The sequence below is a fragment of the Oceanobacillus jordanicus genome, from assembly GCF_022095695.1.
GTDB classification, from domain to species: Bacteria; Bacillota; Bacilli; order Bacillales; family Amphibacillaceae; genus Oceanobacillus_B; species Oceanobacillus_B jordanicus.
The window spans coordinates 62,328-87,952 of record NZ_JAIFZM010000010.1; the positions used below are offsets into that span (position 1 = coordinate 62,328).

Genomic DNA, 25,625 nt, shown 5'->3' on the forward strand with positions numbered 1-25,625 from the left:
ATCCTTTTCATATATTGTGAGCTATTTAGTAAATAACATGTACTACCAAGAAAAAACTCTTTTGAAAGAATTAATGATGATGGAGGTTTGCACATCTATTAAGGTTCTGCTAGTCATGACAAAAAAATCAGCTTTCTCTACAGCAAATTATAAAAACCATACTTAAATCATGTTTTAGTCCTTCTTGCGTTTTAATATGATTTCAAAGAAGGAAGCTATGCCATAACCTTTTGTACCTGGAGCGAAAATTTGGACTAACTCCCATCCTTCCTTTTCGTGCTCGTGGATAATTGTATGATAGTCTTCTTTGGGTTCTAGTTTAAAGCTAGATAGATCAACTTTGATAAATTTGTGTTCGTACATAATAGCGGCCTCCAAAAGTTTGTTATAAATACTAATTAAACATAGTAGGCGATTTCCCTTCTTAATTGTTAAGAGAAATAATTAGAGTTCTTATAACACTTCTAGCCATTCCATTGAAATACCACTTAATTATCCGTCAATAAGACAATATCCTTTATTATGTCATCTTTCTTCACAGGTTTATCAAAGATCGCCATATCATAAAGCGCTCGTATCTTGTTTTTTTCATCAAGTAAATACATGGTGGTGGAATGATATAGTACCGTATCATCCTCTATCTCATATTGCATTTGAAACTCATTCGCAATTTGCTTTGTTTTTTCTGGAGTTCCTCTCAACCACTTCCACCCCTTCGTATCTGCCTGAAACCCTGTCGCATAGTCGGTGATTACTTCCGGAAGGTCATTATCTGGATCTAGCGTAATACTGACAAGCTCCACTTCACTGCCAAATAACTCTTCTTCTTTTAACATTGTTTGTAATTCTCGAAAATCCACCATCGTTAATGGGCAAATGTCTGGGCAATCCGTAAAGAAAAAAGCTACTAATTTCACTTTCCCATTCGTTGATTCAAAAATATCCCCATGCACGTCATCTAATTCAAAAGCGTTTACTTGATCAAGGATAGGCAATCCATCATTATTTGGCCATAACCAGTAAACGAGGAAAAAACCAGCTATAACGAAACAAAGGAGGAGAAGTTTACCTTTTTTCTTCATATTTCATCACCTTCCAAACACCCCTTACTGGCGAGGTCATACAGCCAGTAAGGGCGAGACTAATGGCTACGTGACAATGATCATATTTCATTTTTGCTCTTATTTCTCAACTCGAGGAGATGGTCTTTTAAAGAACTGTGAACGCGAATAATTCCCCACATTCCTTGTTCGATATCCCAGCGAATGTTACCAGAGCGATACATGTAATCTCCTGGATAGTTATATAAACTACCAGCACCATAATGCAGAGGTAAGTCCACTGCATGCCCTGTAACAATCTCCCCTTCGATGGATCTTACCTCGGAAGAAATATCTTTATCATCATTATTCCAATAGTGTCCATGAATATGGAATGTATGGGAACGTCGGCGTTCGGATGGGTTTACTAATCGTATTGTTATTGGATCACCTGGATACGCTTCAAACAACGGGGTAGAAGGATCGCCAAACACCTTTGAACTGAATAAATCCTTAAGCTCCGCATGCTTTTGTAATCGGTTGATTAATCGTTCTGTACGATAATTGAATCCTCTTGAACCATTATCATACGTGTCTATCAATTCCTCAATTTCTTCTGCATCTACTCCACCTAATATGCCATCTACTGGGTCAATAATTAGGTTTCCTTTTCGATTAACCAGTCGTGCTCCATCATACATAACAAGGACAAACTCCCTTGTATCTGGTAAAAAAGGATTTCTTAAGACAACATTAGCACCCGTTTCTACTTCTTCTCCTGTAAAAGGATCTAGATAGATCGTTCCTTTCGGCTCCGCTATAAAGGCACCGAACGTACCAAGGGAGCGGTGATTTCGAATATCCGCCATATCCCATAATCCACATGCACCAACCGCGTTGTTTACATACCATTTGTAGGTGATGACATCGCCAGGTGCTACTGTTTGATCAGGATTGAAGCCAACTGTCTCTCCTGCTGAAGTTTTTACATCATAATCAAGAAGCTGAGCATGTAACGAGATTCGGAGAGATGGCGGATAAAATGCCTGCTCTTTAACAGGTGGGTATTTCCAAATCCCGTTTGGATACGGAAATTTATCTCGCTCCAGTCGAGACGTTAGATTTATTTCTACCACATCACCTTGGTTGGCACGAATAATAAGCGGCTCTGGATTTTTACCATTTAAAATTTCTTCTACATCCTCTTCAAGGGCAAATACAATCCCAAAAGGATCTCGCTCACCCCAGTTACTATAAATAATTGGGGTATGAAAGGCGACGATATTAAAGGTTTTTACCGGAGCATCTACAGGACCTGGAGAAGTAACGACCTCAGCCTTTGCTGGAGGCTTTCCTGTCGGTTCCGGAAGGGCCTTCGTGCGTTTGGGCGGAGGATTCTGATCTGGCAATGGAATAAGAAAATCCACTTCTTCATCAAATGCCCGTATTAATCCCCATAAGCCGTTCCATAAATCTTCTTCCGTTTCAAATGTCCACAGGTAGTCTCCCGCCCGTGGCACATACATTTGTAATGTAAAGGATTCAGAAATACTAATGTGCTGCTGGTCTCTTACCTTTGTTTCAGAATCAGGATATTCTGCCTTCCAGCGTAATCCATGTATGTTAAAACTATGTGATTCCTCTTGAGATCCTTGTAATAGCCTTATCCGAATAGGATCCCCCTCATAACTTTGTAAAATAGGAGTAATCGGATCACCATTTACAAACGAACTAAAGGAATAGGCTGGATCATTGTCCTTTCCTAAGCGGAATTGGAGCGGTTCGTTTTTATAATTGACCCCAAACAAACCTGGATCATCCTGGGAACTAGGAAATTCTGGTGGTTGAAGAGGACAGCCATCTTTATCAAAAAGCAAGGAGAAATCGTGTACCATCAAGGTCATATCACGGTAATCCGGAATAAGCGGTTGCGTAACCGTAATTTGCGCACCATGATCCACTACTTCCCCTGTCTTGGAATCCAAGAAAGAGCTAAACCGTGGATGCACAACCCCTGTACCAAAGACACCATGCTGTTGATGAAAATTGGCAAATAAATGATCATGAAAAAACCAAGCTTTTAACTCCACATCGGCGAAATATTCGTATCGGATTGTTTCCCCTGATAGAACGCTAGAATCATAGTTCCAGCCTACATTTGACCCATCTGATACAAGCACATCAAATTTCACAAAATGCACATGAAAGGATGCTTCATATGCTCTTGTTACAAGCTGGAATGCGTTTCCAGCTGCCACTTCAGGAAGACAATTCGTAAAGTTAATCCGCACACAGCTGTTTGCTGTCATATGAAGGACTAGTGGTTCCGGTTCCTTTTTCCCGCTTAAAACATCTCCCCTATCCTCATCTAATACATATATCCTCCCAATTGGATCATTCCATCCTTGACGATTATAGACAATAGGTAGTTGAATAAGGGAAACATTAAACTCCTGCACGACTGGGTTCTCCGCAACGGCACAGGCGTCTGCAAACACCGCACCAGGTCGTGGTTTTCCCACCGCTGCATTTCTTTCCAACTGTGTCATATCACGTCCGCCGACAATCCCAAGCGGTGGCCGCGGTGCTTTACAGCCAAGCTTTCCAGGAATAAAGTTAGGAAAACCAGGTTTCTCTTTTGTTGGCTTAGGTGGGCATGGACGGTCTGGCAATGGCTGTAATTGCGCGATCGGTTCCCCATTTGGATAACATTGGCTTCCATCCTGAAGTGTATCAAAAATGCGGTTCAATCCCCACATCCCTACACCGAAGTGAGGATAGAGGTGACAGTGAATGATGACATCCCCAAACGCACCTTGAAGAGAGCCTAATCCATAATGGGGTTGGATGGTATACCAGGATTGAGGACTTACCGCTTGTGCATCCAATATTTCTGATTCTGTATTTTTCGGGTCTTTTGGCCATTGATGAACATGATAATGAAAGGCATGCGTTTCTTTGACACCTGCATGAACAAGCCTGATTTTAACAGGGTCTCCACGATATCCTCGCAAAATTGGTGTGGCAGGATCACCAAACACCCAAGAATCATGGTGAACCTCCTCCCCTTCACAATCAGGGCAAACCACTCCTTCTTCCAATAAGCGAGCTCGGTTTTCCATCGGCTCATAGCGATAGTTTATCGCATGCGTTGATTCCCGCTCTTGGTTAGTCATGGGATCTAACGGCCGATTCCCTGTGACATCCTTCGTGGGCATTTCATCATGAAAAATAAAAGCGTACTCTCGGACTGATGGCAAAAATGGATGATGTACATCTGCATACACACCACTATTTAAAGGGCCACCTGTCACTGGATCGGTCCACCAAGACCCACGTGGTTGAACAAATAAGCACCCAAACATCCCATTAATATTGGTTCCCTCATCACTACTATCTGGATCACCTAAATCGGAAAACATATAAACACCTTCGTGATTGACGTTTAGTGAATAAAGAATCTTCTCTCCTGTTTCTGCCAGAGAACTTGGGTTTAAGCCAACATTGGCACCATCGGAATTGAGAACATTATAATCCGCTTCTTGAAAATGCATCCCTGTTGCATAGTGGATTTGATTTTCAAATAAAACCTCTACCTCATCCCCGACATTCGCTCTAATACAAAGGGGTTCCACCAAGCTGACTGGGGTGAATGGATTTTTTCGTACTAATTCCTTCACTTTCTCTTCGTTTTCTTTTAAGACATACATTATCCCATCACGGTTGTAATCACCAAAATTATTTAGGACAATTCGAATCGATATCGCAACAACATGATAATGGCGCTTCATATCTTCCCCCCTTGGTGACTTAGAAATCATCCCTTAATTCAGGAATTCTTGGTTGCCCCTTTTGTTGGATATAGAAGACTTCGATCTGATGGATGTGAATATACCACTGCCGATTTTCTAGTTCCGAAATGGTCGTGACTTTCACATCAACCACAGCCTGGTCCTCAATAACCTCCACTAGTTTTCCAATAAAGATATAGGGAAAAGATGGCGTCATAATGAATATGTTTTTACCAATTCCCTCTATAAACTCCTCGATAAGAGCTTGATCATGAATGATATTGACAGTAGGGTACTCCCACTCTGTATTAGCCTTTTCTTGACTCATTACTATCCCCCCTTTTACGAAAGTGGAAGCCTTGCATTACAATCAAAGTCAGGTGTGAAATGCGCAATTTTTTCTAAAGGAATACTTAATGGGGTAGGAAAATTAAAGAATGGGGCATTCACCATTTTTATATTTACTGGGAAAAGTGTAAGCTGCCCTTGCTGAACATCCGTAATTTCGCCACAAAACACAGGGCGAAAGGTTTGACCAAATAAATTTAACTGATCTGATTCTGTCACAAGCAGAATACTTTCTCCTTTTAGGGCTAATAATTCTCTAAAAAAACGATCATCTACTTCTATTTCTTCTTCCATAACTGGCTTCTTTTCCTTTACCATGAAACTCCCCTCCTTTTACGTTGCATCCCTTTTATTATTGTAAAAGTGCTTAAAACCATTTGTAACCAGGCTCAACAAACGAATTGTTTCAATGTATTTTATTTCTTGAAAATCAATTTTCTCTTTTTTCCCCAGCAGTGTGATCGTTAATTTTTCTTCCGATCTGGAAATCTTCCCAAGTCTTTTTACATTCTCATCAAACCAAATATTCACCCACGTGTCTTTCCACGTATCTAAATTTGTCTGTAACGTCTCTTCAAAAAATTGCTGTTTCAAATTATCCCGTTTTGAAACGGTCTCCCCAAATTGCCGTAAGAGCTTTGTACGCAAATTATTGTCATAGAGATAATGCTGATGTGCATTCGAATAAGTAGGAATCCCGTAGACAATGTTAGCTGATTCGATAACTGAATAAGGAATCCACACACGCTCTTTTAAATTGGTGATCATGACAAAATCCCGCCCAACCGTACTCACCTTTCCCTCCTTGTAATGGGATTCCGTACCAACCGTAAAATAAACCTCTACCTGTTGATTCCGTTTGGATTTAAAAAACTTTCGGAGCGTTAACAGCTTTCCTCGTTTTTTATTGTGCTGTGTTAGATGGAGTGTGTTCGCTCTGTCCATATATTCCATTAGTAAGCGTGTCTCTTCTGTCGTCGTAAATGTAGTAGGTGAAGTGAGTCCCTCCCCCCTCCGTTGATTCAGTTCATTAATCGAATCTTTCTTTCTAGCTTCCTGTTTTCTTTGTTCAAGTAAGTTCTCTGTATATTCGTTTAAGTGGATTTTCCTTTTTATAAGCTTCTTATCCTGGTGGTTTTCGATTCCGTTCCCCTCCTTTCAACGCCTCTCATTCATACTCGTAAGGAGTAAAATAACAAACCAAACGTGGAAATAACCAAGCCTGTGCCAAATAAACTAAACAGCATCATGTGCTGCTCCACATCAATAAAATAGGCAGCCGGTAACCCACATAATGCCGGATTCTCCACCACAGCCCCAAACATTGTTCCCATAATCGCCCCAAGGCTGCCTTGAGAGAAGCCCGCTAATAATGACTGAAATCGGGTGAGTGCTCCATATAGGATCCCGATACCGCCACCAACCATTGTAGAAATTATAGCTAACGTACCGAGATTGAAAGGAAACATAAAAAAAAGCATCATAGCAAGATTGAAGGAGAGAATGCCACTACCAACCATCGCCATGACCATCCCGAATCTGTCCGTAAACAATTTCCTTTTTTTATACATCACGACATAAAAGAGAAGGCCAATCACACCATTTAAACAAAACAGGACGAAAAGGAATTGGGATATATTCACAAGTGCGTCTCCTTTCTTATGTATTTTTAGCGGAAAGGAAAACGAGTACAAGAGAAAACAGGAAAACGACCTCAATGAATAGTAGAAAGAGGACACTGTTATTGGCCGCTGCTCCCACCATCGGTGCCATCATCCCCATCATTAAACCATTGATATATCCTGTTAAAAGCGTTTGGTAGTCAAATAACGCACCAAAAATAGCCCCAATAAGCATTCCTATAACGGCGGTAATCATGGTAACGATGACGAATTTTAAGGGAAATTGATAAATGAGTAGGACACCTGTGGCAATGGCACCAAATCCTCCTACCAACATGGAGATATTCATCCCTAGTTGAAAGCCGATGATTTTCCGGATTTTATAAAGGTATAAATAAAGTATTACGATCAGGACAAGGTTCCCATATAATAAAAATCCTAAATTCCCCATTATCACTGGTTTTCTCCCCCAAACTTCCCATTTATCCCGGAATAACTGTCCGTAAGACTCCCACTTAAATCATGAAGTGAAACCGTGATGTTTAGGTGAGAGTAAACGGACGCTAACACCCCGATTTGTTCAACTAACAATCAGTGTGAAGAACAAAGCCCCCACCAAATGAAGTGTCACTTTATAATTGCTATGTTTTTAGAGGCTTGGTCTATTACCAGCAATCAAATCTTTACAATGAATCAATTTAGACTTCTGCCCAACAACAAAATCAACTAATACCCATACACTAGGTGTATGCACAGAAGTAAAGGGGGTTGGTGACAATTCCAACTTATAATAAGGTACATCCTACTGCTAAAGATATGAAGGACCATAAAGTTTGGGATGATGTAGAATGCTTAGAATCCGAATTCTTCCATGAAAAAAAAGCCTTTAACTGTCCAGAAGTCGTTCCTGCAGGAGTGGAGGAAGACTTTTGTTTGCCAAAAGACTGCCCAGAACGGCTTCCACAAAAGAAATATCCATCAGCCAATACTGCTTTTCCTCCTAAAGAATTTGAGGAGATTAGGGAGTGCATTGAAAGGGCGAATGAACTTCTTCTCGCACTTGCTGTGGGGGGAGATGAGGAAGAGGCTGGTGAGGAGGCCGATGAACCGAATGCAAGAGCGCTCCAACAAAGCCTTCGCACGTTACGTGAGCTCTTTGTAACCGTACATTTCAGCTATAAAGGGAAGACGGAAAAGATATCAGGTTGTTTTATTGATGCTGGATTAGATTTTATTATTATCGAAAATGCGGATACAGGAAACATTTCCATTATTCCTACCACAAGGATTCTATCTATTCAGTACGAGAAGCAAGAAGATGCTACTGTTCATGAGCAAGAGCTACTTACAATTAATCCTTGTTTAAGACGAAACTTGACGTTTCATTTCGGAGAAACGGTTACGAAGAGCCCTTTTTTAATCAATTTATTTTTTGGTTTAAATTTGAGCATGTTCTTGGAAAGTTATATGGGGTATTACTGTTATGTAAAAACGGATATTGATAAATATGAATTGGATGGAACGTTAGAGATGGTGAAGGAAAACTTTATGTCGATTAGTAAGTATGAGGAAAAGTTTGGGATAGATTTTGATGTTGTTTGTGTGATTGAGTTGGAGGAATAAATATTAATAAATAGTAAAAAAATAGTATGTTATATAATCACCGTTCCGGAAATACACTTGGCTACTGCTTATATACCGCTACGGAAAATACTGCACTTTCCGTGGGCACGGCCTCAGTCTCCTCATAAGCAAAGATCGCTTCTTCCGGGGCCTTCGGACTCGTGCTGTTCCCACTGGAGTCTTCGCATTTTCCTTCGCTAAAAGGTGTCTTAATATCAAAAACGGCAAAAAATGCCGGGTAAGTTCGAATTTTCATCCTAGATAATTCGCTCAATTGCCCGGCCTTTTTAATGTTACTATTCTTTTGTTGTCGCTCCACTTATATATTTGCTCAATTAGATTCTCCTGATAGTTCTAGAACTACTTTACATCCTTTGTGGCGGAATAATTTGTAAGGGAGTCCGTCGGTTAATCCTGCTAAGCGTAGATAAATTCGCCCATCGCAATATGGGATGACGGGGTCTTTGATGTTGTCTTTCTTGAGTCGGCAATGGCAATTTTGATGTTGCCGATGACAATCGGAGCAGCGTCGTTTGTGTTTTTTGTTATCGCATGTTTTCTCAAGGTCCACATTGTCTAGGCACTTGTTTCGACAATGTGGGTCTACCCACTTAATATTCGTAATCCATTTTGTTAACACTCTAATCGTTGTATTGTCACTTTGCAGCAAATCTACATAATCCGTGCCAATCCTAGAGATTATTCCTTCTTGTTCATAGACATAGATCGTAGTGTCATTATGCATCGTATTCATACTCGCCCTCCTTTACAGACTTAATGTAAAGTATGAAGAGCACGGGTTTCTTGTTCATTAGGATACTTTTCTAACGTAAAAGGATTGGAGTCATTAAAGTCTCTATCCTTAACTATTCCTGATTGTTTGTTATGTCCTAAAAGAGTCCGCCAATTATGTCGTAAAGTTTGATACAAGTTAGGACGGTAAATAATAATGCACTAAGCGAAAGAACAATATTTGAAAGTTTGCCACTTCTAAACGGTTTGTCAATTTGCCTAGAATTTAAGAGATAAATAAGTGTTATAGCTAAAAACGGCATAAATAGTGCACCTAGAAATCCATAAAGGATGATTAATGCAACAGGTTTACCGAAAAGATGTAATACTATCGGTGGGAAAGTTAACCAAAAAAGATAAAACTTATAGGACTTTGTTTTGCTAATATCATCTTGTTTCACTCCTGTATGTCGAGTGGTTCGGATGAAATCAGCAAACAAATAAGAAACACCATTCCACACCCCTAAAATCGATGTAAAGGAAGCAGCCCAAAAGCCAATTAGGAAGAAATATTGTGCGGTAGGACTTAGCACTTCCCCAAGCCTACTAGAAAAAACAACAAGTGCCTCTTCTCCACTAATGATATCTCCCGTGCCAAAAATAATTGCTGTTCCAAGAACCATAATTCCCAGAGCAAAGATACTTGTTATAATATACGCACTTAAGGAATCCCAGCGCATAATTTTGATATGGCGTTTCTCCGACCAATTTTTTTCTTTTAGCCAATAACCATAACTTGCCATGGTAATCGATCCACCAACACCTCCAATTAATCCTAGTGAATAGATGATGGTGTCATCATTCATGACTGGTACAATTGTATTTAAATGTGGAAGCAGATCAGGTAATACGAAAATCATGGAACCAATAACGGTGATAAACATGACCGCAACTAGTGCTGTAATGACCTTCTCAAAGAATCCATACTTTCCAGTAAGAACTAACGCATAACAAATGACACCATTAATAACAGCCCACCATGTTAAGCTAATTTGTGGAAAGAGAGCATATGCAGCTAATGCACAAGATGCTGTCCCTGCAGCTCCATAAACAAATCCCCAAATAACCGAATAAATGCCGAAGTACCCTGTAGTCCATTTCCCAATGCCTCGCCAGCCCTCGAGGATTGTATTCCCACTTGCTAGTGTGTAACGCCCCACACCTTCCCCAATGGCAAACTTCACGATAACCCCTAATACAATAGCCCATAAAAAGGCGAGACCATATTCCGCTCCAGATACCAATGCAGTCGCTAAATCACCAGCTCCTACACCAGTAGCAGCTACGATAAGGCCAGGACCAATGAACTTCCATTTTGTTGTATCTTGTTTATCAGAAAATGCTCCTACCTCTTTGCTTTCTACCTTTTCTTGCATAAAGTACCCCCCTGACTCTATCTAGCCTTTTTAAAGCTTTATTTATAATTTTCGTAATATTATATTATCACAGGGTATTTAAAGCTGTATACGGATTCTATAGTAATTAGGACAATGGGTTCAGATGCAAAAGCAAAGTCTAAAATAGTAGGGTCTTCTACCTCACAAACGATTGGTATATTGGCATGTTACAGCACCTATTCCACCGCATTTTCAAGTCTAATTGTGATGCTCATCCCGTTAGGCTTTGCGATATTGTGTTTGGGACAGTCTGTCTTATTGGACAGAAAGTAGGGAAACGAACATGACAACTATGATTGAAGATTTAGTGAAACGCTAACGCCTGCTCAGTCCCTGTTATTAATTGGCCGAATTTAGGTGTTCTATGGAGTTAAAAAAAAAGGGATTTATCTGGTTCAGTCGGAGCAGCTTAGCTCTCGGAGGGTGAGCATGCAGGTATTCAGGGTACGATTACGAGTGTGCAGTATCAGGGGAAAGAGATTCAAAATGCGGTAGAGGATGAGGAGGCAGAGTGGGCTTGTGTATACGGGTTATGGAGAGGTTTCGATTGGGAGAGGAGGTTATTGTGGAGGTAAAGGTTGGTGTTGGGGGTGGGAAGTTAGAGGCTGTTTATCTTTAATTATATTTTATACTTTAGGATGCTTGGAGTTTGACTTTGGTGGCGTCTTTTTGTTTTGAGAATCGTTCAATACCGCTTAGGACAAGAAATGATGAACCATATATACTCCACCGGTGAGAAACCACCTATATTAGAATAAAAAAGACAGGAAATTAAATAACCTGTCTTATGCAAGGGGAGATTCTTCTATTGAAAAACCGATGTTAGAAGTAGGATAGGCCTCGAAATCCCTAATAGGTGGTATCGAGGCTATATTAAAAACATTTATTCGGGAGTGTAAACTAAACTGTGTAAGTGAGAGAGCGTACGGCTCTTACTGCGCAGTTTAGTTTTTTATTGGTAAAATAAAAATATACGAATGGGAGGTTGTTCTATTGGCTAAATCAAAGCGAGATCAGAAATCAGTTGAATTAGCGAATCAAATTCTAGAAAACTACCAACCAGAGACTGTAGAAGACATGCAGAACGCACTTGATATATTTGGTCCCATGTTTGAATCGATGTTAAAGGGTGAAATGAATAACCATTTAAGTTATGACTCGAATGATAAAAAAGAAAAAAATACAGCGAACCGAAGAAATGGTTATGGGAAGAAAAACCTTAAGACAAGTTCCGGGGAAGTAGATATTCAGGTGCCACGTGATCGGGATGGGTCCTTCGAACCTAAGCTTATCCCTAAACGTAAAAAAGACGTCTCCGCAATAGAAAATAAAGTGATTTCTATGTATGCCAGAGGATTGTCTCAACGAGACATTTCGTCAACGATCGAAGATATTTATGGATTTTCTGTATCGCACGAAATGGTTTCTGATATTACGGAACAGGTTCTCCCCGAACTGGAAGAATGGCAGACTCGCCCACTAAGTAACTGTTATGCGTTTGTATTTGTGGACTGCATGTATACAACCATTCGCAATCAATATGAAGCAAAGAAATATGCTGTCTATACCATCTTAGGATACACCATCGAAGGTAGAAAAGAAGTACTCGGTCTATGGCTAAATGAGACAGAAAGCAAACACAAATGGATGCAGATCTTCGATGAAATCAAAGCAAGAGGGGTCGAAGACATTTTCTTTATTTCCATGGATGGTGTGAGTGGTCTAGAAGAAGGCTCACGAGCTATCTTCCCTGAGGTTGTCGTTCAACGATGCATTGTTCATTTATCCGTAATTCTATTAAATACGTTCCAAGCAAGAATTATAAAGACTTCACAAAAGCTTTAAGAAGGTCTATAGTGCACCAAGTCTTAAGGCATGTATTAGCGCCTTTGAATCCTTTCAACAACAGTGGGCAGCCTATCCAGGAGCTACGGATGTATGGGTAAGGAATTTTAGTCATGTCGATCAACTCTTTGACTACATAGTGCCATTCGTAAAGTTATGTACACAACAAATGCAGTAAAGAGTATACACTCAAGCTTCAGGAAAGTAACCAAAAAAGGAGCATTCCCCAACGAGAACGCTCTGTTAAAAGTGTTATATTTGCGCATAAAAGAACTCGAGACAAAGTGGGAAGGCGGCCATATCCAAAACTGGCCCCTCGTTATGAACCAACTCCTCCACGAAAATCTAAAAGAAAGGGCTCTAAAATACATAGAGTAAGTCTGTACTTACACACTTTATTTGACAAGCCCGGAGTGTTGGGGAATAGGTAATTATTTCCACAAATTACTCCTCATATTAATTGATCAACTCCACTTAATTCTTCTGGCCCCTTTACCGAACGAATACTGTTTACCAATTGGTTGAGGAAAATGATGTTCCACTCCCTTTCTAAATCACCTCATCCAGGTCATAATTTGTGATTTATTAGGTTTCCAAACTTCTACATGATCTGTCGATTTGTATAATCCTCTGATAACTTCATTTCAATTACATTTCGTTTCACTTCTTCTGAGTAAACATATTGCTTTTCTCCCATGAGAAAAGCACCTCCACTGTCGTTTTAATTTATATACGACGGAGGGGGGCTTTTTCCTCTGTCTTATTCAGTTAAATCTCTCCACTTTGCATTAATTATTTGTGGGTGTTTTACTTTTACTTTTACTTTTACTTTTATATAATATACATTCATGCTAATAAGTAAAGTAACCCTAGATATCTTTGTGTATTTTCACTTAGTTGTTTTGGTCACATTCTTTTTCCACTTTTTCATGTAATGGATTAGAATGCTGTTCAGTCTCCTTTATAAGGAGATCAACTTTGTTTGAGAGATCGCTTAAATCCTGCTTAAGATCTGCGAATCCACCATCCATCTTCTCTCTTAAATTTCTTATTGAATGTAAAATTTTTTCCGACATCTCTAACGCCCCTTACTTCCACCAAAAATAGATTTTAATTCTATATACGTTGTTCAACTTACACTGCTATTAAATTTATTTACTAAATACTCTCTTCAAAGAAATCAATATCTAATTTCTTCGTAACAAATACCTCTTCATTTGTTACCCCAACATCATACTTAAACATCAGATCAGTCAATTGTTGGCCATCAATTAAAATAACTCGTTTATCAATTAAACTGGCATACTCATAAGCGTGCTTAGAAAATTTTGCTGTGGTTATAAAGATACCTTTTGAGGCCTGTTTACCAACAAGACTACCAACAAATGTTTGAATATCAGGTCTTGAAACTGTAGAATCCTTTTTCCATCTTTTGGCTTGTAAATATATCATCTCTAAACCTAATACATCTTCTTTGATAATGCCATCAATGCCTTCATCCCCGGATTTCCCCATAGCTTCCCCTGCATCTTTTACAGAACCACCATAGCCCATAGCAACAATTAAACGAACAATTAACCGCTCGAAAAAGGCAGGTGTGCATTCTAAAATTTTATCTAGTAGATCATCCTGTAGGTCTTTTTTGAGAATGTCATAATTCTCAGCAATAAGTTCTAATGGTGTCTGCTGTTCCTCACTCGTATTAGTTGGTCGTTTTGTTGCTTTTTCACTTGTTTTATTAACGAATTGATTAAAACTATCATAGCGTGCTAAAAACTTCTTATTAATATAGCTTACACTCGGGTCTTTCAAGATATTTAACCCCTCATTAGTAATGGTAAATACCGCTCTTCTAACTACTTTTATAAGACCAGCCTTATTTAAATAAGTTCTTGTCCAGCCAATTCTATTCACCAACACAGTTTGTTTTCCGCTTGGTAGAGTTTCTTCAATTTCGTCATCCGTTAGTTGAAAATGATTCGCAAGTTCCTTATATAAATCCTGTAGCCGATGTTCTTTTCCATCTCCCAAAATTTGAAGAAATGGGTACATAAAATCTTGAAAACCTGGAACAGTCATATTACCAGTTCACTCCTATCTCGTTTGAGAAATTATATTATGTCTCGCCTTCTTTTATAAAGATCTATCATTTAACTATCCTCACCTTATCATCTACTCTTAAATACCTAATACAACTTTCATCCATAGGTGATAGACCAATACACTTAAAGACACCCACAAATCTGTATCGATTAAACCCTAGATTATCTTTGTATTTAGCAAAAACCGCTCTTTTACGATCTAATTTAATCTCTTCAGTATATGTACTTTTTCTATTTTCCACTATCCCAACATCTACATGCGATTCATCAATGTAGCTCCAATCTTCTGCCAGAAAGTTAAGCCAACCACCTGCTATTGATTTGGTATTTCCATTTTTAGTTATAGATAGTTTGGGGCACCACAGCCACATATTGTCTATCACTCTGAAAAAACTCCGTTGATATCTTTTAGAATTCTTACCAAAGACAGTATTTGCAATGTCTTTTATATCACTAAATGCAATACTGTCATAGACTGATAAATATTCTTCCTGTTTCAATTGTGATAATTCTTCTTCATATGTATTCCATTTTAATGGAGTATTTGAAGCCCTATCTTTAATAATGGAGACAACCTCATTAATTCTATCTTCAATTTCTTCAATAGATTTAGTCGCATCAATTCTAAGGCATAGAAAATCACTGATAGATTCCTCGCTTATAGCAGATATAATATCATCCATTCTCAGTTTATCTGCTTCCTGATTATCTTGATGGTATGCTTCATCTACTTCTACTTCAATATGTAATTGGGGAAAATACAGATCCATTAAAGCATGCTTTCCGTTCTTACGTTTAATGTACTGCTGACTAACAGGCTTGATGTTTAAATTGTTCAGTTTATGCCAGATTGCAGTTAAAATATAATTCTCGTAATCCTTTCTTTTTGTACGAGAAAAGGTTTTAACTAGATAATCACGTTTATTCATTACTTATCACCCTTAATTATTTTCCTAATTAAATTAGCCATAATATTTACGCCCTTTTGTTTATTTTAAACTTTGTATGGAACTTTGGCTTTCATTCTATCATAAATGCATTTTCAATCGTTTTCATTTAAATCCTATACATAATATTCAAAAGGGAATCTTTTTTGATAATCGCCTTCTTAAATCTTGGACCCTCTAATAATAATTCTCAACTAATTGGGCTGGGGGCATATCTAGGTCACCTTCTATTATTGCGTTCTACTTTCCTTTATTGAACATTTATAAACAGTATCTCCAAAAGACCGAATGTCTTTGAGATAATCGTATCCTTCCGTGGAACCATAACGGTTAAACATTCTTACCGCTACTACGTTTTCATCTGGGATGACGAGCAGAGCTACATTTGTGTAACCGAGTAATTGATAGGAACCTTTTGGAACTATATCGCCTATTTGGTTAAAGGTATGGTTTGTGTCCTTTACGAACCATAAAAATCCGTTTTTGTGAATAGGTAGGCTTGGGTCAGGAGTCTGTATAGATGTTGCCATTTGAATAATTTCTCTAGGAATAATCTGTTTTCCTCCCCATTTCCCTTCTGTTAAATGAAGGTAGCCCCACATGGCAAGCTCTTTTGCAGAGACATACATATTCATCCCGGAACCATCTACTACATCCGTCTCGGTCCAGAAGATGTTATCTGTATCTCTAATAGCGTTTGCAATTTTTGAATGAGGCTGGCTCATCTTAACCCATTCTGTCGATTGAAAACCGACCGGATCAATGACATGCTCTTTTACAATATCAGCAACAGACTGCCCCGTTGTTTTTTTGATAATACTTGTCAGCAACTCAATACTGGGACCTCTATATGCCCATGATTCTCCAGGTTTATATTCACTTACTAATTTACCATCAGCTATTATAAGTCCATGTGTGTGGGTTAATAAGTGACGAATGGTTACTCCTTCATATGCGGCTAAATAGGAGTCTTCTATCTGCTTTAACATCTCGAGCATGCTTAGCATTCGATTGTTTGCCAAAATATGATTCTGTTACAACTTTATCGTTATGAATGATAAATAGAGCCACGCCACTGGAACCCAACTTTTCAGCACTTTCTTTTACATGAGTATATACATCTTCAAACAAGTTTGAGACATCATCTTTTAGTAGCAATTTATTCACTCTCCTATAATATTTAAAAATGCCCCCAATATGATTGGAGGCACTGTGCAACATTACTGTTTTTAACCATTAAGGACACCAACACAAGTTATCTCACTTATGTCACCTGTTTAATTATTGAAAGTGTAGCACACCCTATAATTTCAGCAATATTTTGTTAATAAACCAAATACCACTTATAATCGCATGCTTTATTATTGCATCCGTTAGCTTAACATTGGTAAAACATTTATTACAGGTTCTTCATAAGGGTGAACCCTTTTAATTAACCCTTTAACTTCTACAATGTTACTCATTAAACACTTGAATTCCATTTTACATTCAGTCCCAAAGGAAATTTCACCTTTACTACCATTAAAAGGATTTGCTTCTTCTAAAGGTCTCCAGTATCCTTTTACCACAGAATATGAAACAACATTATCGTAAGCTCCCACAGTTAAAACGCCAATATCATTTAGCTGATTCCTTAACTCCACTATATATTCTTCTGGTAACAGCACTTCTACTTTTACAAATTCAAACTCCATTTAATCCCTCTATTTCGTTTTAATATTTCATTAAAGCATCCATTACTTTAACTAAAACATCCTAAATAATTCCTAATTCCTTTTGAATCTTATGCTTGTAATCAATATAACTCTGGTCAAAAGCTGGATTTTCAGTTTCACATTTGCTCATTTTATAATCCCATTGCTTTATTTCATAACTGAAGATACCATTTTTAACAGTAGGGTCATTGTCAGCAAATCTAATAACCTCTTCTTCCGTTTCTGCATCGATAACTATTGCTCCTCCAGTTGAACCACCAAATGGTCCAGCTAAAACTATATTTCCTTTATTATATTCAGTTTGAACATAAATAGCGTGTTCAGGCATGAACGGTTGATTATGTAACGCAACACCATCTCTCCACTTCTTTGATGGAGTTAACAATATTAGGTATCTCATATGTATTCCTCCTTTAATTAATTTATAGGTTTTTTTCTGAATTTATTACATTATACTGCTTTTTAAGGCCATTGCGTGTTTAATCATCTTAAACTAATGCACTCTTTTATTAAAAAACTAAAGTTAAAACCCTCACCGTCCTGTCTATTTTCATTCATCTACTGTTTTCTTTTCTAATTCAATGATTGGCTAGTAACTTCTCTCACTCATCAAATGATAATTTCTTATTAATATGTTTTAAATTATCAGGGACTTCAATGTAACACATCAGTTCTAAACTATTACCGTCTGGGTCAAGAAAATAAACTGACGCGTTTCCTTGGTTTGACCTTATAAATGGTTCCGTAGTAGTTCTGTTACCAAAAGGAACAGCCTCAATGTCTAAGGAATCAAGCCACTCTAGAGATATTTTTAAATTTTCATAAGAAACTCGAAAACCTATGTGCCTTAATGATGGATGATAAGGAGTTTGATACTCACTACCTTCCCACAATCCTAACCAACTTTTTCCTTCTTCCAACCTGAAAAACGCTGTTTTATCATCGCCTCAAACAAACTTTAATCCTAATTTCCGATAAAAAAACCTCATGAGAGTTATCTTATTGCAAAGTGATGAGAAAAAGTTAGGATAATGCTCCTACTCTGAAAATAAAACATAACTCCACCTACAACAAGCAATACACTGGCGATCATTAACAGATCATACGTATTGGTTAATATATTTGGTAATTCGTTATCTTCATCCTTTTCTTGATCATTGTCAGAGTCCTATACTGCTACCTGCTTATATGTTATTACTTCTTTTAGCAGACTCATACATAGCAAACTAACTGACGTATTGATAATTTACATCCGACTTCCTTCTCTCTACTTCTATTATACTACGAATAATAAGGTGTTAATAGACTACATTTTCCATGTTTCTTGATCTATACTGTTATATACAAATTCAAAAAAGGGGTGTATCAATATGAATGACAAAAAAGCTGTCTTAGATAATGGTCCTTTCTTTCATGGTACTAAAGCAGAACTAAATATTGGAGATCTATTGGAACCGCAATACGTATCAAATTATCAAGACAAAAAATCGAACTTTATTTATTTCACTGCTACATTAGATGCTGCTAAATGGGGAGCTGAATTAGCAACATCCAAGTCAAAAGAAAGAATTTACGTAGTAGAACCTTTAGGTGAATTTGAAAACGACCCAAACGTAACGGATAAAAGATTCCCGGGAAATCCAACACGTTCTTATAGATCTAAATCGCCTTTGAAAATAGTAGCTGAATTAGGTTCTTGGAATAGACATTCTGACGAAGAAGTAAATCATATGCTTACATCCTTAAAAAAATTACGAGAACAAGGCAAAGCTGTCATATTCGATTGATCCACTACCAAAGGCTATTATCTAAATGGAATAGTGTCTGGAAAATGCAATTTACAATGTTAAACCAATTACACATAGAAAAAACGGTCCCTTATAACAACGAGGAACCGTTTTTCAATTTGGTAATCTGTACAGCCCACTATTACCAAATAATCATCTGACTTTTAATTTATTCCTGACTTGAATGTGCCCATTTCCCTGTCCAACTACTCCCCCAAAGAACGAATCACAGAACAAGTACAAATTATCCCCTTGAAGAAATTATCTACATTAAGATTTTCATTTGGTGAATGGTTTGCTTCATCAGAATTTGCATATGGAACGATAACAGAAGGTACACCTAGTATTTGGGTCCAGACATAATCTGGTAAACTCCCACCTAGGCTAGGCTGTAAAACTGGTTCTTCATGGTAGGCTTCCTTGACTGCCTCCTTAACAACCTTTACGACTTCCAGATCCGGAGACGTCCGAGATGGTTTCATTGAACCATGACTTACCACTAATACTCCAGGTGCATGTTTATGAACATGTTTAATAAATTTTTCTAAAATATCATCTGGGTCTTGATCAATTACTAATCGCATATCCATTTTGACCATAGCAGTAGAAGGTATAATCGTTTTTGCGCCTTCTCCACCATAACCACTATGAAAACCTGCGATATTTAAAGTTGGTTCAAGGGTTAGTTTTCGGTAATATTCCTCACGTGTCATATCAAAACATTTATATCCGATTTGATTAGCGACTTGTTCAGCATCATAAGGTAACGTGGATATCAATTCTTCCTCGTTTGCAGTAGGTTTTTGCAAGTCATCATAAAAACCTTCTATTAATATATTCCCATCATCATCCTTCATAGTTCCTAGAAGATCAACAAGCTGCCAAGCTGGATTTGGTGCAATATTTCCTTTGTTACCAGAATGATTATCCCAATCTGAGCCTTTTGCATTTAGTTCTACATAGAGCATACCTCTAACACCGAGTAAAACAAATGGCGCCCCGCTTTCATGCATTGGTCCATCTGATGTATACACTAAATCTGCTTTTAATAAATCGCGATGCTCAGAGACAAATTTAGCTATATTCGGGCTCCCACTTTCTTCTTCTCCTTCAAATACGAATTTAATATTTATGGGAAGATCCCCTATAACTTCTTGGTAGCTTTTTACTGCCAGAATTTGCGCCATGAGCTGTCCTTTATTGTCCCCTACCCCACGGCAATATATCTTCCCGTTTCTTATCGTTGGTTCAAAGGGTGGTGAATTCCACTCATCAATCGGGTCAGCAGGTTGCACATCATAATGGCCGTATATGAGTAACGTAAAATCATTATCTTCCTTCATCATTTCACCATAAACGACCGGATGACCATCTGTCTCAATTAATCTACTATCCATTCCGATATCTTCTAACATTTTAAGTAGCATGGCACTTGTTTCTTCCATCCCAATATTCTGCGCACTGATACTTTTCTGACGTAACAAAGTAAATAATGTCTCCAAGTATTCCTCTTTATTTTTCTCCACAAATTCCTTTATCTGGTCTAAACTCATCATGTATCCTCCTCGACTAATTGTTTATAGCACCAAGAACTCCATTTGTTGAGGCCATGGCAATGATGACACATCCCCACATATGTTTATAGGCTGTGACCATGTCATCACATGTGAAACTAATACGAGTTGGTGTGAGCATTTGCACAGATGGTAATGTTGAAGTCATTTGTGCCTGTTGCGGGCCTTTAAATTCAATTTCAAACGTAATAGGGCCTTCTAAAACGAAAGGCTGGTAGTGTTCTATGTCTTCTACTGCGACTTGTACATTTCTTTCAATCTCTTGTTGCACGACATCAGGATGTATTAATTCAGCAGCTAATCTGTTTCTAGCATATTTGGTTACAACAGACTGTACTAGGGGTAAGGTTTCTTTTACTTCTTTTACATAAATATCATCCCCACTAATAAAAATAGAAGGAACTTGAAACTTCCCGGCAACCATTGCATTGAGTTCTGTTTCTCCAACAATTTTGCCATTTACATTAAATTCTTTTACACAAACTCCCGCTAACGTATGGGAAATAACTGCATTGGAATCACTCTCTCTACCATGATGTCCAACAAAAATAATTCCATCAAACGAATCGTCCAATCCTTCTAACTGGGCCATTACTCGATTGTTCCCAGACACCAATCGCGCTCTTGTGTCTAAATCTTCTATTATTATATTAGACATATTTCCATGCCCATCTGCTACGACTACTTCTGTTGCACCGCCATTAAAAGCTCCTCTTATAGCCGCATTTACTTCTTCAGTCATTAATATTCGAAAACGTTGATACTCTCCACTTGTTACAAGCTGTTGAATGGTAGCAACACCAGCAATTCCTTCAATATCGGCTGAAATAAATAGTTTCATTATATACATCCCTTTCTTATATTCAAAAGTATATGTAATAGCTTATAAAACTGCTCTCAAGAAATAAGTACTTGGCAAATAGCTAATTACCATTTACCAAGTACTATTATCTTCATTTAACATATAAGAGAGTTAAGATCTCTTGGGTAATACGTTAGCATTTCAATACCATTTTCAGTAATTAACACCGTATCAGAATGCCTAAAACCACCAAGTCCCTTCACATAAATACCAGGTTCAACAGTTACCACCATACCTGGTTCCATTACGGTATGATCACCTAGATCAAAGAAAGGTGCTTCATGACCAAGTAAACCAATATTATGCCCAGTATGATGTTGGGTTAAATGTGTAATACCTTCTTCTTTAAAGTACTGTTGCACTTTTTCTTCTACGGAAGAATATGTAGCCCCAGGTTTAATAGCAGAAAAGGCAACATCCTGTGCTTCATACATCTGGTTAAAGTATTTTTCTTGATCCTTAGAAACTTCTTCCACAAACATGGTTCTTTCTAATTCACTATGATAGCCAAACACATCTGCAGCAGCCCCTGTGACGAGCGTATCACCCTTAGACATAATCACGTTTTGTGTGACAGCGTGTGGAAATGCAGATTCAGGTCCAATCTGTCCGCGGAATATCGCATAAGCTGTTCGGCCATGCGGTTTATAGTTTGGTCCTAATGTTTCAATCATTGCCATTGTAGCCTCTGTGGAAGCTTTACTCGTAATCTCAATTTCACTTAAACCAGCTTTCGTATATTTTTGAAGAAGACGGTGTGCTAGATTCCCCCACCGACAAGATTCTTTAATTAGTTCGATTTCGTTGGCTGACTTAACAAAACGTAATTTCTCAATAATTCCTTTTAAAGATACAAACTCTTTAACCTCGAGAAATTGATCAACTGAAGGCCCACTATATCCCATAGGAGAACCATATCCTAATGAATCATAGCCAATTGTCTTTCCTTCAAACCCAAATTTCTGTAGTACCTCTTTTAAATATTCCATCGGATGTTTAATGCCAGGATACTCAGGATAAGAATGCACATGATCAATTACCGCATATTCCTCTGCATGGGTATGCTCCAATGCAGGAACAAATAGATGTACCTTATGGTCAGGATCTACTAATACTCCCATCGGGCGTTCCGTTGAATGAAAATGGAAACCTGTTAAATAAAAAATGTCCGTTACAGCAAATATAATCGCCCCATCACAGTTTTCCTCAGATAGTTTGTTGAAAAATTTCTGCTGTCTTTCCTTGAACTCGCTTTTAGGAATGGTTAATAGCATATTCTTTCTCCTCCTTATTTTCTGAATCTGTATATAAATGACAATTTGCCTTATGGCCATTCGAAAACTCTTTAGACACTGGCTCAACCTTACGACAAATATCCATCGCAAATGGACATCTTGTATGAAATGAGCATCCAGAAGGTGGGTTAGCTGGACTTGGTACATCACCAGTTAAAATGATCCGTTCCTTCTCTTCATCTGGATGAGAAATCGGCACAGCAGAGATTAACGCTTGCGTATAGGGATGCCTTGGATTTGCAAATAACTCTTCTGTATCAGCAACCTCAACAATTTTACCAAGATACATTACGGCAACCCGGTCTGTCATGTGTTCAATTACGCTTAAGTCATGTGAAATGAATAGATAAGTTAAACCAAACTCTTCCTGCAAATCTAGCATAAGGTTTATAACTTGAGATTGAACGGATACATCTAAGGCTGAAACAGGCTCATCGGCAATAATAAAATCAGGTTGCAAAATGACAGCACGAGCAATTCCAATACGTTGTCTCTGACCACCTGAAAACTCATGAGGGTAGCGGTCTAAATGCTCTTCCGACAGACCAACTATCTTTAACATGTTGTTTATTTTCTCAAGCCGCTCTTCTCTCGGAAACTTATTATGAACTCGTAATGGCTCCATTAAAATTTGACGGATGGTTTTCTTAGGATTTAATGAAGCATAAGGATCTTGAAACACCATTTGCATCCTATTTCGTAAAGCTCGCATTTGATTATATGGTAGTTTTTCGATGTTTTTACCCTTAAAGACTATTTGGCCATCTGTAGGATCAGTCAAGCGGAGGATTGTTCTTCCTGTTGTAGACTTTCCACAACCCGATTCACCAACAAGGGCAAACGTTTCTCCTTCTCTTACTGAAAAACTTATATCATCTACTGCACGCACATTGATTTTTTCTTTGAACATGCCTTGGGAAATTTCAAAGTATTTTTTTAGATTTTTGATTTCTAACAATGTTTTTGCTTCCATTTAAGACACCTCATCCTTGTTAGAATCTTGTAGCCAACATTTGCTCATATGATTCCCTGTATGCTGGACAGGTGGCGTCTCCTCAAAGCATTTTGAAAAAGCAAAAGGACATCGATTCGCAAAAATACATCCCTTCGTAATTTCGTTTGGTTTCGGTACTTGACCCTTAATGGAATACAATCGATTTTTACGTGTGTTTTTAGATGGTAACGATTCAATTAATCCTCGTGTATAAGGATGCAAAGGATTATCGAATAACTCTTTTACTTCTGCTACTTCTACTATTTCACCAGCATACATCACAACGACACGATCACACATTTCTGCAACCACGCCTAGGTCATGGGTAATAAGTAAAAGACTCATGTCATGTTGCTTTTTAATATCTTTCATCAGTTTTAAAATTTGGGCTTGAATGGTTACATCCAAAGCTGTCGTTGGTTCATCAGCTATCATTAATTTTGGTTGGCCTAAAAGAGCCAAAGAGATCATGACACGTTGCCTCATTCCACCTGAAAGCTGATGTGGGTACTCGTGAATAATTTGCTCTGCACGTGGGATCCCAACTTGAGTTAAAACAGCAATTATTGCAGTTTCTATCTCTTTCTTAGACATCTTTTTATGCTGTTTTAATGGCTCGCTTAGTTGTTCCCCAATTGTAAATACGGGATTTAGTGATGTCATCGGTTCTTGAAAAATCATTGAAATATCATTACCTCTAAGTTTGCGGAAATGCTTTTCTTTTAGATTCGTTAAATCCTTTCCATCAAATACGATCTCACCAGAGATAATTTCACTTGTTTTTTCTGGCAACAGTCCCATTACAGCCAAAGAAGTAACACTTTTTCCACTTCCAGATTCACCAACAACGCCCAATGTTTCCCCTTTTTTTATGGAAAAGTCAACACCACGGATTGGTTGAACTGTTTTCTTACCAGTCTTAAACTGTATTTTTAAATCTTTCACTTTAAGGATCGTATCGGACATATAAATCCCCTCCCATCATTCTCCTTTTAATTCAGGATCTAATGTATCGCGTAACCAGTCCCCAAATAAATTAACTCCAAGTGCCGTAATTACAATTGCTAATCCAGGAAAAGTGATTAACCACCAGGAACTAAAGATATAATCCTTTCCTTCATTCAGCATGTTCCCCCATGCTGGTGTAGGGGGGGCTACTCCAAAACCAAGGAAACTAATTGAAGCTTCTGCAATAATATAGGTACCAATCTGTAAGGAGGCAAGAATGATAATTGGCGTAAATAGATTAGGTACAATATGTTTAATAAGAATTTCAAACCGACTAACGCCAGTCGCAATACATGCGGTAATAAACTCTTTTTCCCGTAATGCAAGAACTTCACTTCGAATGACACGGGCGAAAATCACCCAGCCACCAACTGCTAATGAAATAATAATATTTCTCAAACCTGCTCCAATAATTGCATTGATTACAAGTACTAATAGGATAAATGGGAAACTTAACGTCACGTCAACAATCCGCATTAAAATGATATCAATCCATCCTCGAAAAAAACCTGCAATAATTCCAATTATGGTACCAATTAACCCTGCAATTAGAGCTGTTGCTAAACCAATAATGACGGATACCCTAGCCCCCAAGATAATTCGGGAGAAAATGTCTCTTCCAAGTTGATCGGTCCCTAATAAATGGCCTTCTGTCATTGGCGGAAGTAGTTTTTTACTAAACTCTGCAAAATAGGGATCAAAAGGTGTAATCCATTGCCCAATCAAACTTATTACAATCAAAGTCATTATAATGATAAAGCCAATTAACCCAGTCCAGCTTCTTGATAAATTTGAAAAAAAGGTTGCAATAGCCGATTTCCTCTTTGGTTTCACACGATTTTCTAAAGCTTGTTCGTTCTGTGGAAGGCTTGATGACATGTTT

28 protein-coding genes and 1 pseudogene are annotated in these 25,625 nt (G+C 38.0%); 4 read left to right on the top strand and 25 right to left on the bottom strand.

What is annotated here, in order from left to right; all coding sequences use genetic code 11:
- Positions 1 to 174 precede the first annotated feature (174 nt).
- The 8 genes from K3T81_RS12615 to K3T81_RS12650 all read right to left on the bottom strand — a co-directional run bounded on the left by K3T81_RS12615 (position 175) and on the right by K3T81_RS12650 (position 7,252).
- The gene (locus tag K3T81_RS12615; RefSeq protein WP_106896069.1) at positions 175 to 363 is read right to left on the bottom strand and encodes a DUF4177 domain-containing protein; all 189 of its coding nucleotides are present in this window, start codon (positions 361 to 363) and stop codon (positions 175 to 177) included.
- Positions 364 to 488: 125 nt separating this feature from the next.
- Complete coding sequence (locus K3T81_RS12620) at positions 489 to 1,082, bottom strand: SCO family protein (RefSeq protein WP_238020412.1); 594 nt, start codon at positions 1,080 to 1,082, stop codon at positions 489 to 491.
- A gap of 80 nt (positions 1,083 to 1,162) precedes the next feature.
- The gene (locus K3T81_RS12625) at positions 1,163 to 4,831 is read right to left on the bottom strand and encodes a cupredoxin domain-containing protein (protein ID WP_238020413.1); all 3,669 of its coding nucleotides are present in this window, start codon (positions 4,829 to 4,831) and stop codon (positions 1,163 to 1,165) included.
- A 19-nt stretch (positions 4,832 to 4,850) separates the two neighbouring features.
- Positions 4,851 to 5,159 (bottom strand): hypothetical protein, encoded by a 309-nt coding sequence (locus K3T81_RS12630; protein ID WP_106896066.1) that lies wholly within the window; start codon positions 5,157 to 5,159, stop codon positions 4,851 to 4,853.
- Positions 5,160 to 5,173: 14 nt separating this feature from the next.
- On the bottom strand, positions 5,174 to 5,497 hold the full coding sequence (locus K3T81_RS12635; protein ID WP_238020414.1) for a hypothetical protein: 324 nt from the start codon (positions 5,495 to 5,497) through the stop codon (positions 5,174 to 5,176).
- 15 nt (positions 5,498 to 5,512) lie between these two features.
- The gene (locus tag K3T81_RS12640) at positions 5,513 to 5,974 is read right to left on the bottom strand and encodes a hypothetical protein (RefSeq protein WP_238020415.1); all 462 of its coding nucleotides are present in this window, start codon (positions 5,972 to 5,974) and stop codon (positions 5,513 to 5,515) included.
- Between the two features lie 377 nt (positions 5,975 to 6,351).
- Positions 6,352 to 6,822 carry a hypothetical protein gene (locus tag K3T81_RS12645; RefSeq protein ID WP_238020416.1) on the bottom strand — a complete coding sequence of 157 codons (471 nt, stop codon included), beginning with the start codon at positions 6,820 to 6,822 and terminating at the stop codon, positions 6,352 to 6,354.
- A gap of 16 nt (positions 6,823 to 6,838) precedes the next feature.
- A complete protein-coding gene (locus tag K3T81_RS12650) occupies positions 6,839 to 7,252 on the bottom strand; it encodes a hypothetical protein (RefSeq protein WP_238020417.1) in 414 nt (137 codons plus the stop codon).
- Between the two features lie 320 nt (positions 7,253 to 7,572).
- Here K3T81_RS12650 and K3T81_RS12655 point away from each other — a divergent pair, with 320 nt between their 5' ends.
- Positions 7,573 to 8,424, top strand: coding sequence for a hypothetical protein (locus tag K3T81_RS12655; protein WP_238020418.1), 852 nt, complete (start codon positions 7,573 to 7,575; stop codon positions 8,422 to 8,424).
- 61 nt (positions 8,425 to 8,485) lie between these two features.
- On the opposite strand, the gene K3T81_RS12660 is transcribed toward K3T81_RS12655, so the two are convergent.
- The 3 genes from K3T81_RS12660 to K3T81_RS12670 form a co-directional block, all read right to left on the bottom strand.
- Entirely contained in the window at positions 8,486 to 8,743 is a 258-nt protein-coding gene (locus tag K3T81_RS12660) for a hypothetical protein (protein WP_238020419.1), read from the bottom strand.
- A gap of 98 nt (positions 8,744 to 8,841) precedes the next feature.
- Positions 8,842 to 8,997, bottom strand: a complete 156-nt coding sequence (locus tag K3T81_RS12665) for a hypothetical protein (protein WP_238020420.1) — start codon at positions 8,995 to 8,997, stop codon at positions 8,842 to 8,844.
- Positions 8,998 to 9,314: 317 nt separating this feature from the next.
- The gene (locus tag K3T81_RS12670) at positions 9,315 to 10,592 is read right to left on the bottom strand and encodes an Nramp family divalent metal transporter (protein WP_238020421.1); all 1,278 of its coding nucleotides are present in this window, start codon (positions 10,590 to 10,592) and stop codon (positions 9,315 to 9,317) included.
- A gap of 1,014 nt (positions 10,593 to 11,606) precedes the next feature.
- Here K3T81_RS12670 and K3T81_RS12675 point away from each other — a divergent pair.
- Both K3T81_RS12675 and K3T81_RS19675 read left to right on the top strand, forming a co-directional pair.
- A complete protein-coding gene (locus tag K3T81_RS12675) occupies positions 11,607 to 12,458 on the top strand; it encodes an IS256 family transposase (protein WP_420830831.1) in 852 nt (283 codons plus the stop codon).
- Positions 12,459 to 12,602: 144 nt separating this feature from the next.
- Complete coding sequence (locus K3T81_RS19675) at positions 12,603 to 12,836, top strand: transposase (protein ID WP_420830834.1); 234 nt, start codon at positions 12,603 to 12,605, stop codon at positions 12,834 to 12,836.
- A 515-nt stretch (positions 12,837 to 13,351) separates the two neighbouring features.
- Here the strand turns inward: K3T81_RS19675 and K3T81_RS12680 are convergent.
- The 8 genes and pseudogenes from K3T81_RS12680 to K3T81_RS12715 form a co-directional block, all read right to left on the bottom strand.
- Positions 13,352 to 13,534 carry a hypothetical protein gene (locus tag K3T81_RS12680; protein WP_238020422.1) on the bottom strand — a complete coding sequence of 61 codons (183 nt, stop codon included), beginning with the start codon at positions 13,532 to 13,534 and terminating at the stop codon, positions 13,352 to 13,354.
- Between the two features lie 82 nt (positions 13,535 to 13,616).
- Positions 13,617 to 14,537 (bottom strand): restriction endonuclease, encoded by a 921-nt coding sequence (locus K3T81_RS12685; protein ID WP_238020423.1) that lies wholly within the window; start codon positions 14,535 to 14,537, stop codon positions 13,617 to 13,619.
- 67 nt (positions 14,538 to 14,604) lie between these two features.
- Complete coding sequence (locus tag K3T81_RS12690; protein ID WP_238020424.1) at positions 14,605 to 15,489, bottom strand: AbaSI family restriction endonuclease; 885 nt, start codon at positions 15,487 to 15,489, stop codon at positions 14,605 to 14,607.
- 248 nt (positions 15,490 to 15,737) lie between these two features.
- Entirely contained in the window at positions 15,738 to 16,496 is a 759-nt protein-coding gene (locus K3T81_RS12695) for a serine hydrolase domain-containing protein (RefSeq protein WP_238020425.1), read from the bottom strand.
- Positions 16,456 to 16,665: a hypothetical protein gene (locus K3T81_RS12700; protein WP_238020426.1), complete on the bottom strand. Its 210-nt coding sequence runs from the start codon at positions 16,663 to 16,665 to the stop codon at positions 16,456 to 16,458. The genes K3T81_RS12695 and K3T81_RS12700 overlap by 41 nt, the downstream gene beginning before the upstream one ends.
- A 215-nt stretch (positions 16,666 to 16,880) precedes the next feature.
- Complete coding sequence (locus K3T81_RS12705; RefSeq protein ID WP_238020427.1) at positions 16,881 to 17,201, bottom strand: YqfO family protein; 321 nt, start codon at positions 17,199 to 17,201, stop codon at positions 16,881 to 16,883.
- A gap of 61 nt (positions 17,202 to 17,262) precedes the next feature.
- Positions 17,263 to 17,622, bottom strand: coding sequence for a YciI family protein (locus K3T81_RS12710; RefSeq protein ID WP_238020428.1), 360 nt, complete (start codon positions 17,620 to 17,622; stop codon positions 17,263 to 17,265).
- A 202-nt stretch (positions 17,623 to 17,824) separates the two neighbouring features.
- Positions 17,825 to 18,211: pseudogene (locus K3T81_RS12715) on the bottom strand (VOC family protein).
- A gap of 381 nt (positions 18,212 to 18,592) precedes the next feature.
- On the opposite strand from K3T81_RS12715, the gene arr reads away from it, so the two are divergent.
- Positions 18,593 to 19,009: an NAD(+)--rifampin ADP-ribosyltransferase gene (gene arr / locus K3T81_RS12720; protein WP_238020429.1), complete on the top strand. Its 417-nt coding sequence runs from the start codon at positions 18,593 to 18,595 to the stop codon at positions 19,007 to 19,009.
- Between the two features lie 206 nt (positions 19,010 to 19,215).
- Here arr and K3T81_RS12725 read toward each other — a convergent pair whose 3' ends face one another.
- The 6 genes from K3T81_RS12725 to K3T81_RS12750 form a co-directional block, all read right to left on the bottom strand.
- Positions 19,216 to 20,562: a M20/M25/M40 family metallo-hydrolase gene (locus K3T81_RS12725; protein ID WP_238020430.1), complete on the bottom strand. Its 1,347-nt coding sequence runs from the start codon at positions 20,560 to 20,562 to the stop codon at positions 19,216 to 19,218.
- A gap of 16 nt (positions 20,563 to 20,578) precedes the next feature.
- Positions 20,579 to 21,424: a M55 family metallopeptidase gene (locus K3T81_RS12730; RefSeq protein ID WP_238020431.1), complete on the bottom strand. Its 846-nt coding sequence runs from the start codon at positions 21,422 to 21,424 to the stop codon at positions 20,579 to 20,581.
- 116 nt (positions 21,425 to 21,540) lie between these two features.
- The gene (locus K3T81_RS12735; RefSeq protein WP_238020432.1) at positions 21,541 to 22,719 is read right to left on the bottom strand and encodes a M24 family metallopeptidase; all 1,179 of its coding nucleotides are present in this window, start codon (positions 22,717 to 22,719) and stop codon (positions 21,541 to 21,543) included.
- Complete coding sequence (locus K3T81_RS12740; protein ID WP_238020433.1) at positions 22,700 to 23,713, bottom strand: ABC transporter ATP-binding protein; 1,014 nt, start codon at positions 23,711 to 23,713, stop codon at positions 22,700 to 22,702. The genes K3T81_RS12735 and K3T81_RS12740 overlap by 20 nt, the downstream gene beginning before the upstream one ends.
- On the bottom strand, positions 23,714 to 24,700 hold the full coding sequence (locus K3T81_RS12745; protein WP_238020434.1) for an ABC transporter ATP-binding protein: 987 nt from the start codon (positions 24,698 to 24,700) through the stop codon (positions 23,714 to 23,716).
- 15 nt (positions 24,701 to 24,715) lie between these two features.
- Positions 24,716 to 25,621 (bottom strand): ABC transporter permease, encoded by a 906-nt coding sequence (locus K3T81_RS12750; RefSeq protein ID WP_238020435.1) that lies wholly within the window; start codon positions 25,619 to 25,621, stop codon positions 24,716 to 24,718.
- Between the last annotated feature and the right edge of the window lie 4 nt (positions 25,622 to 25,625).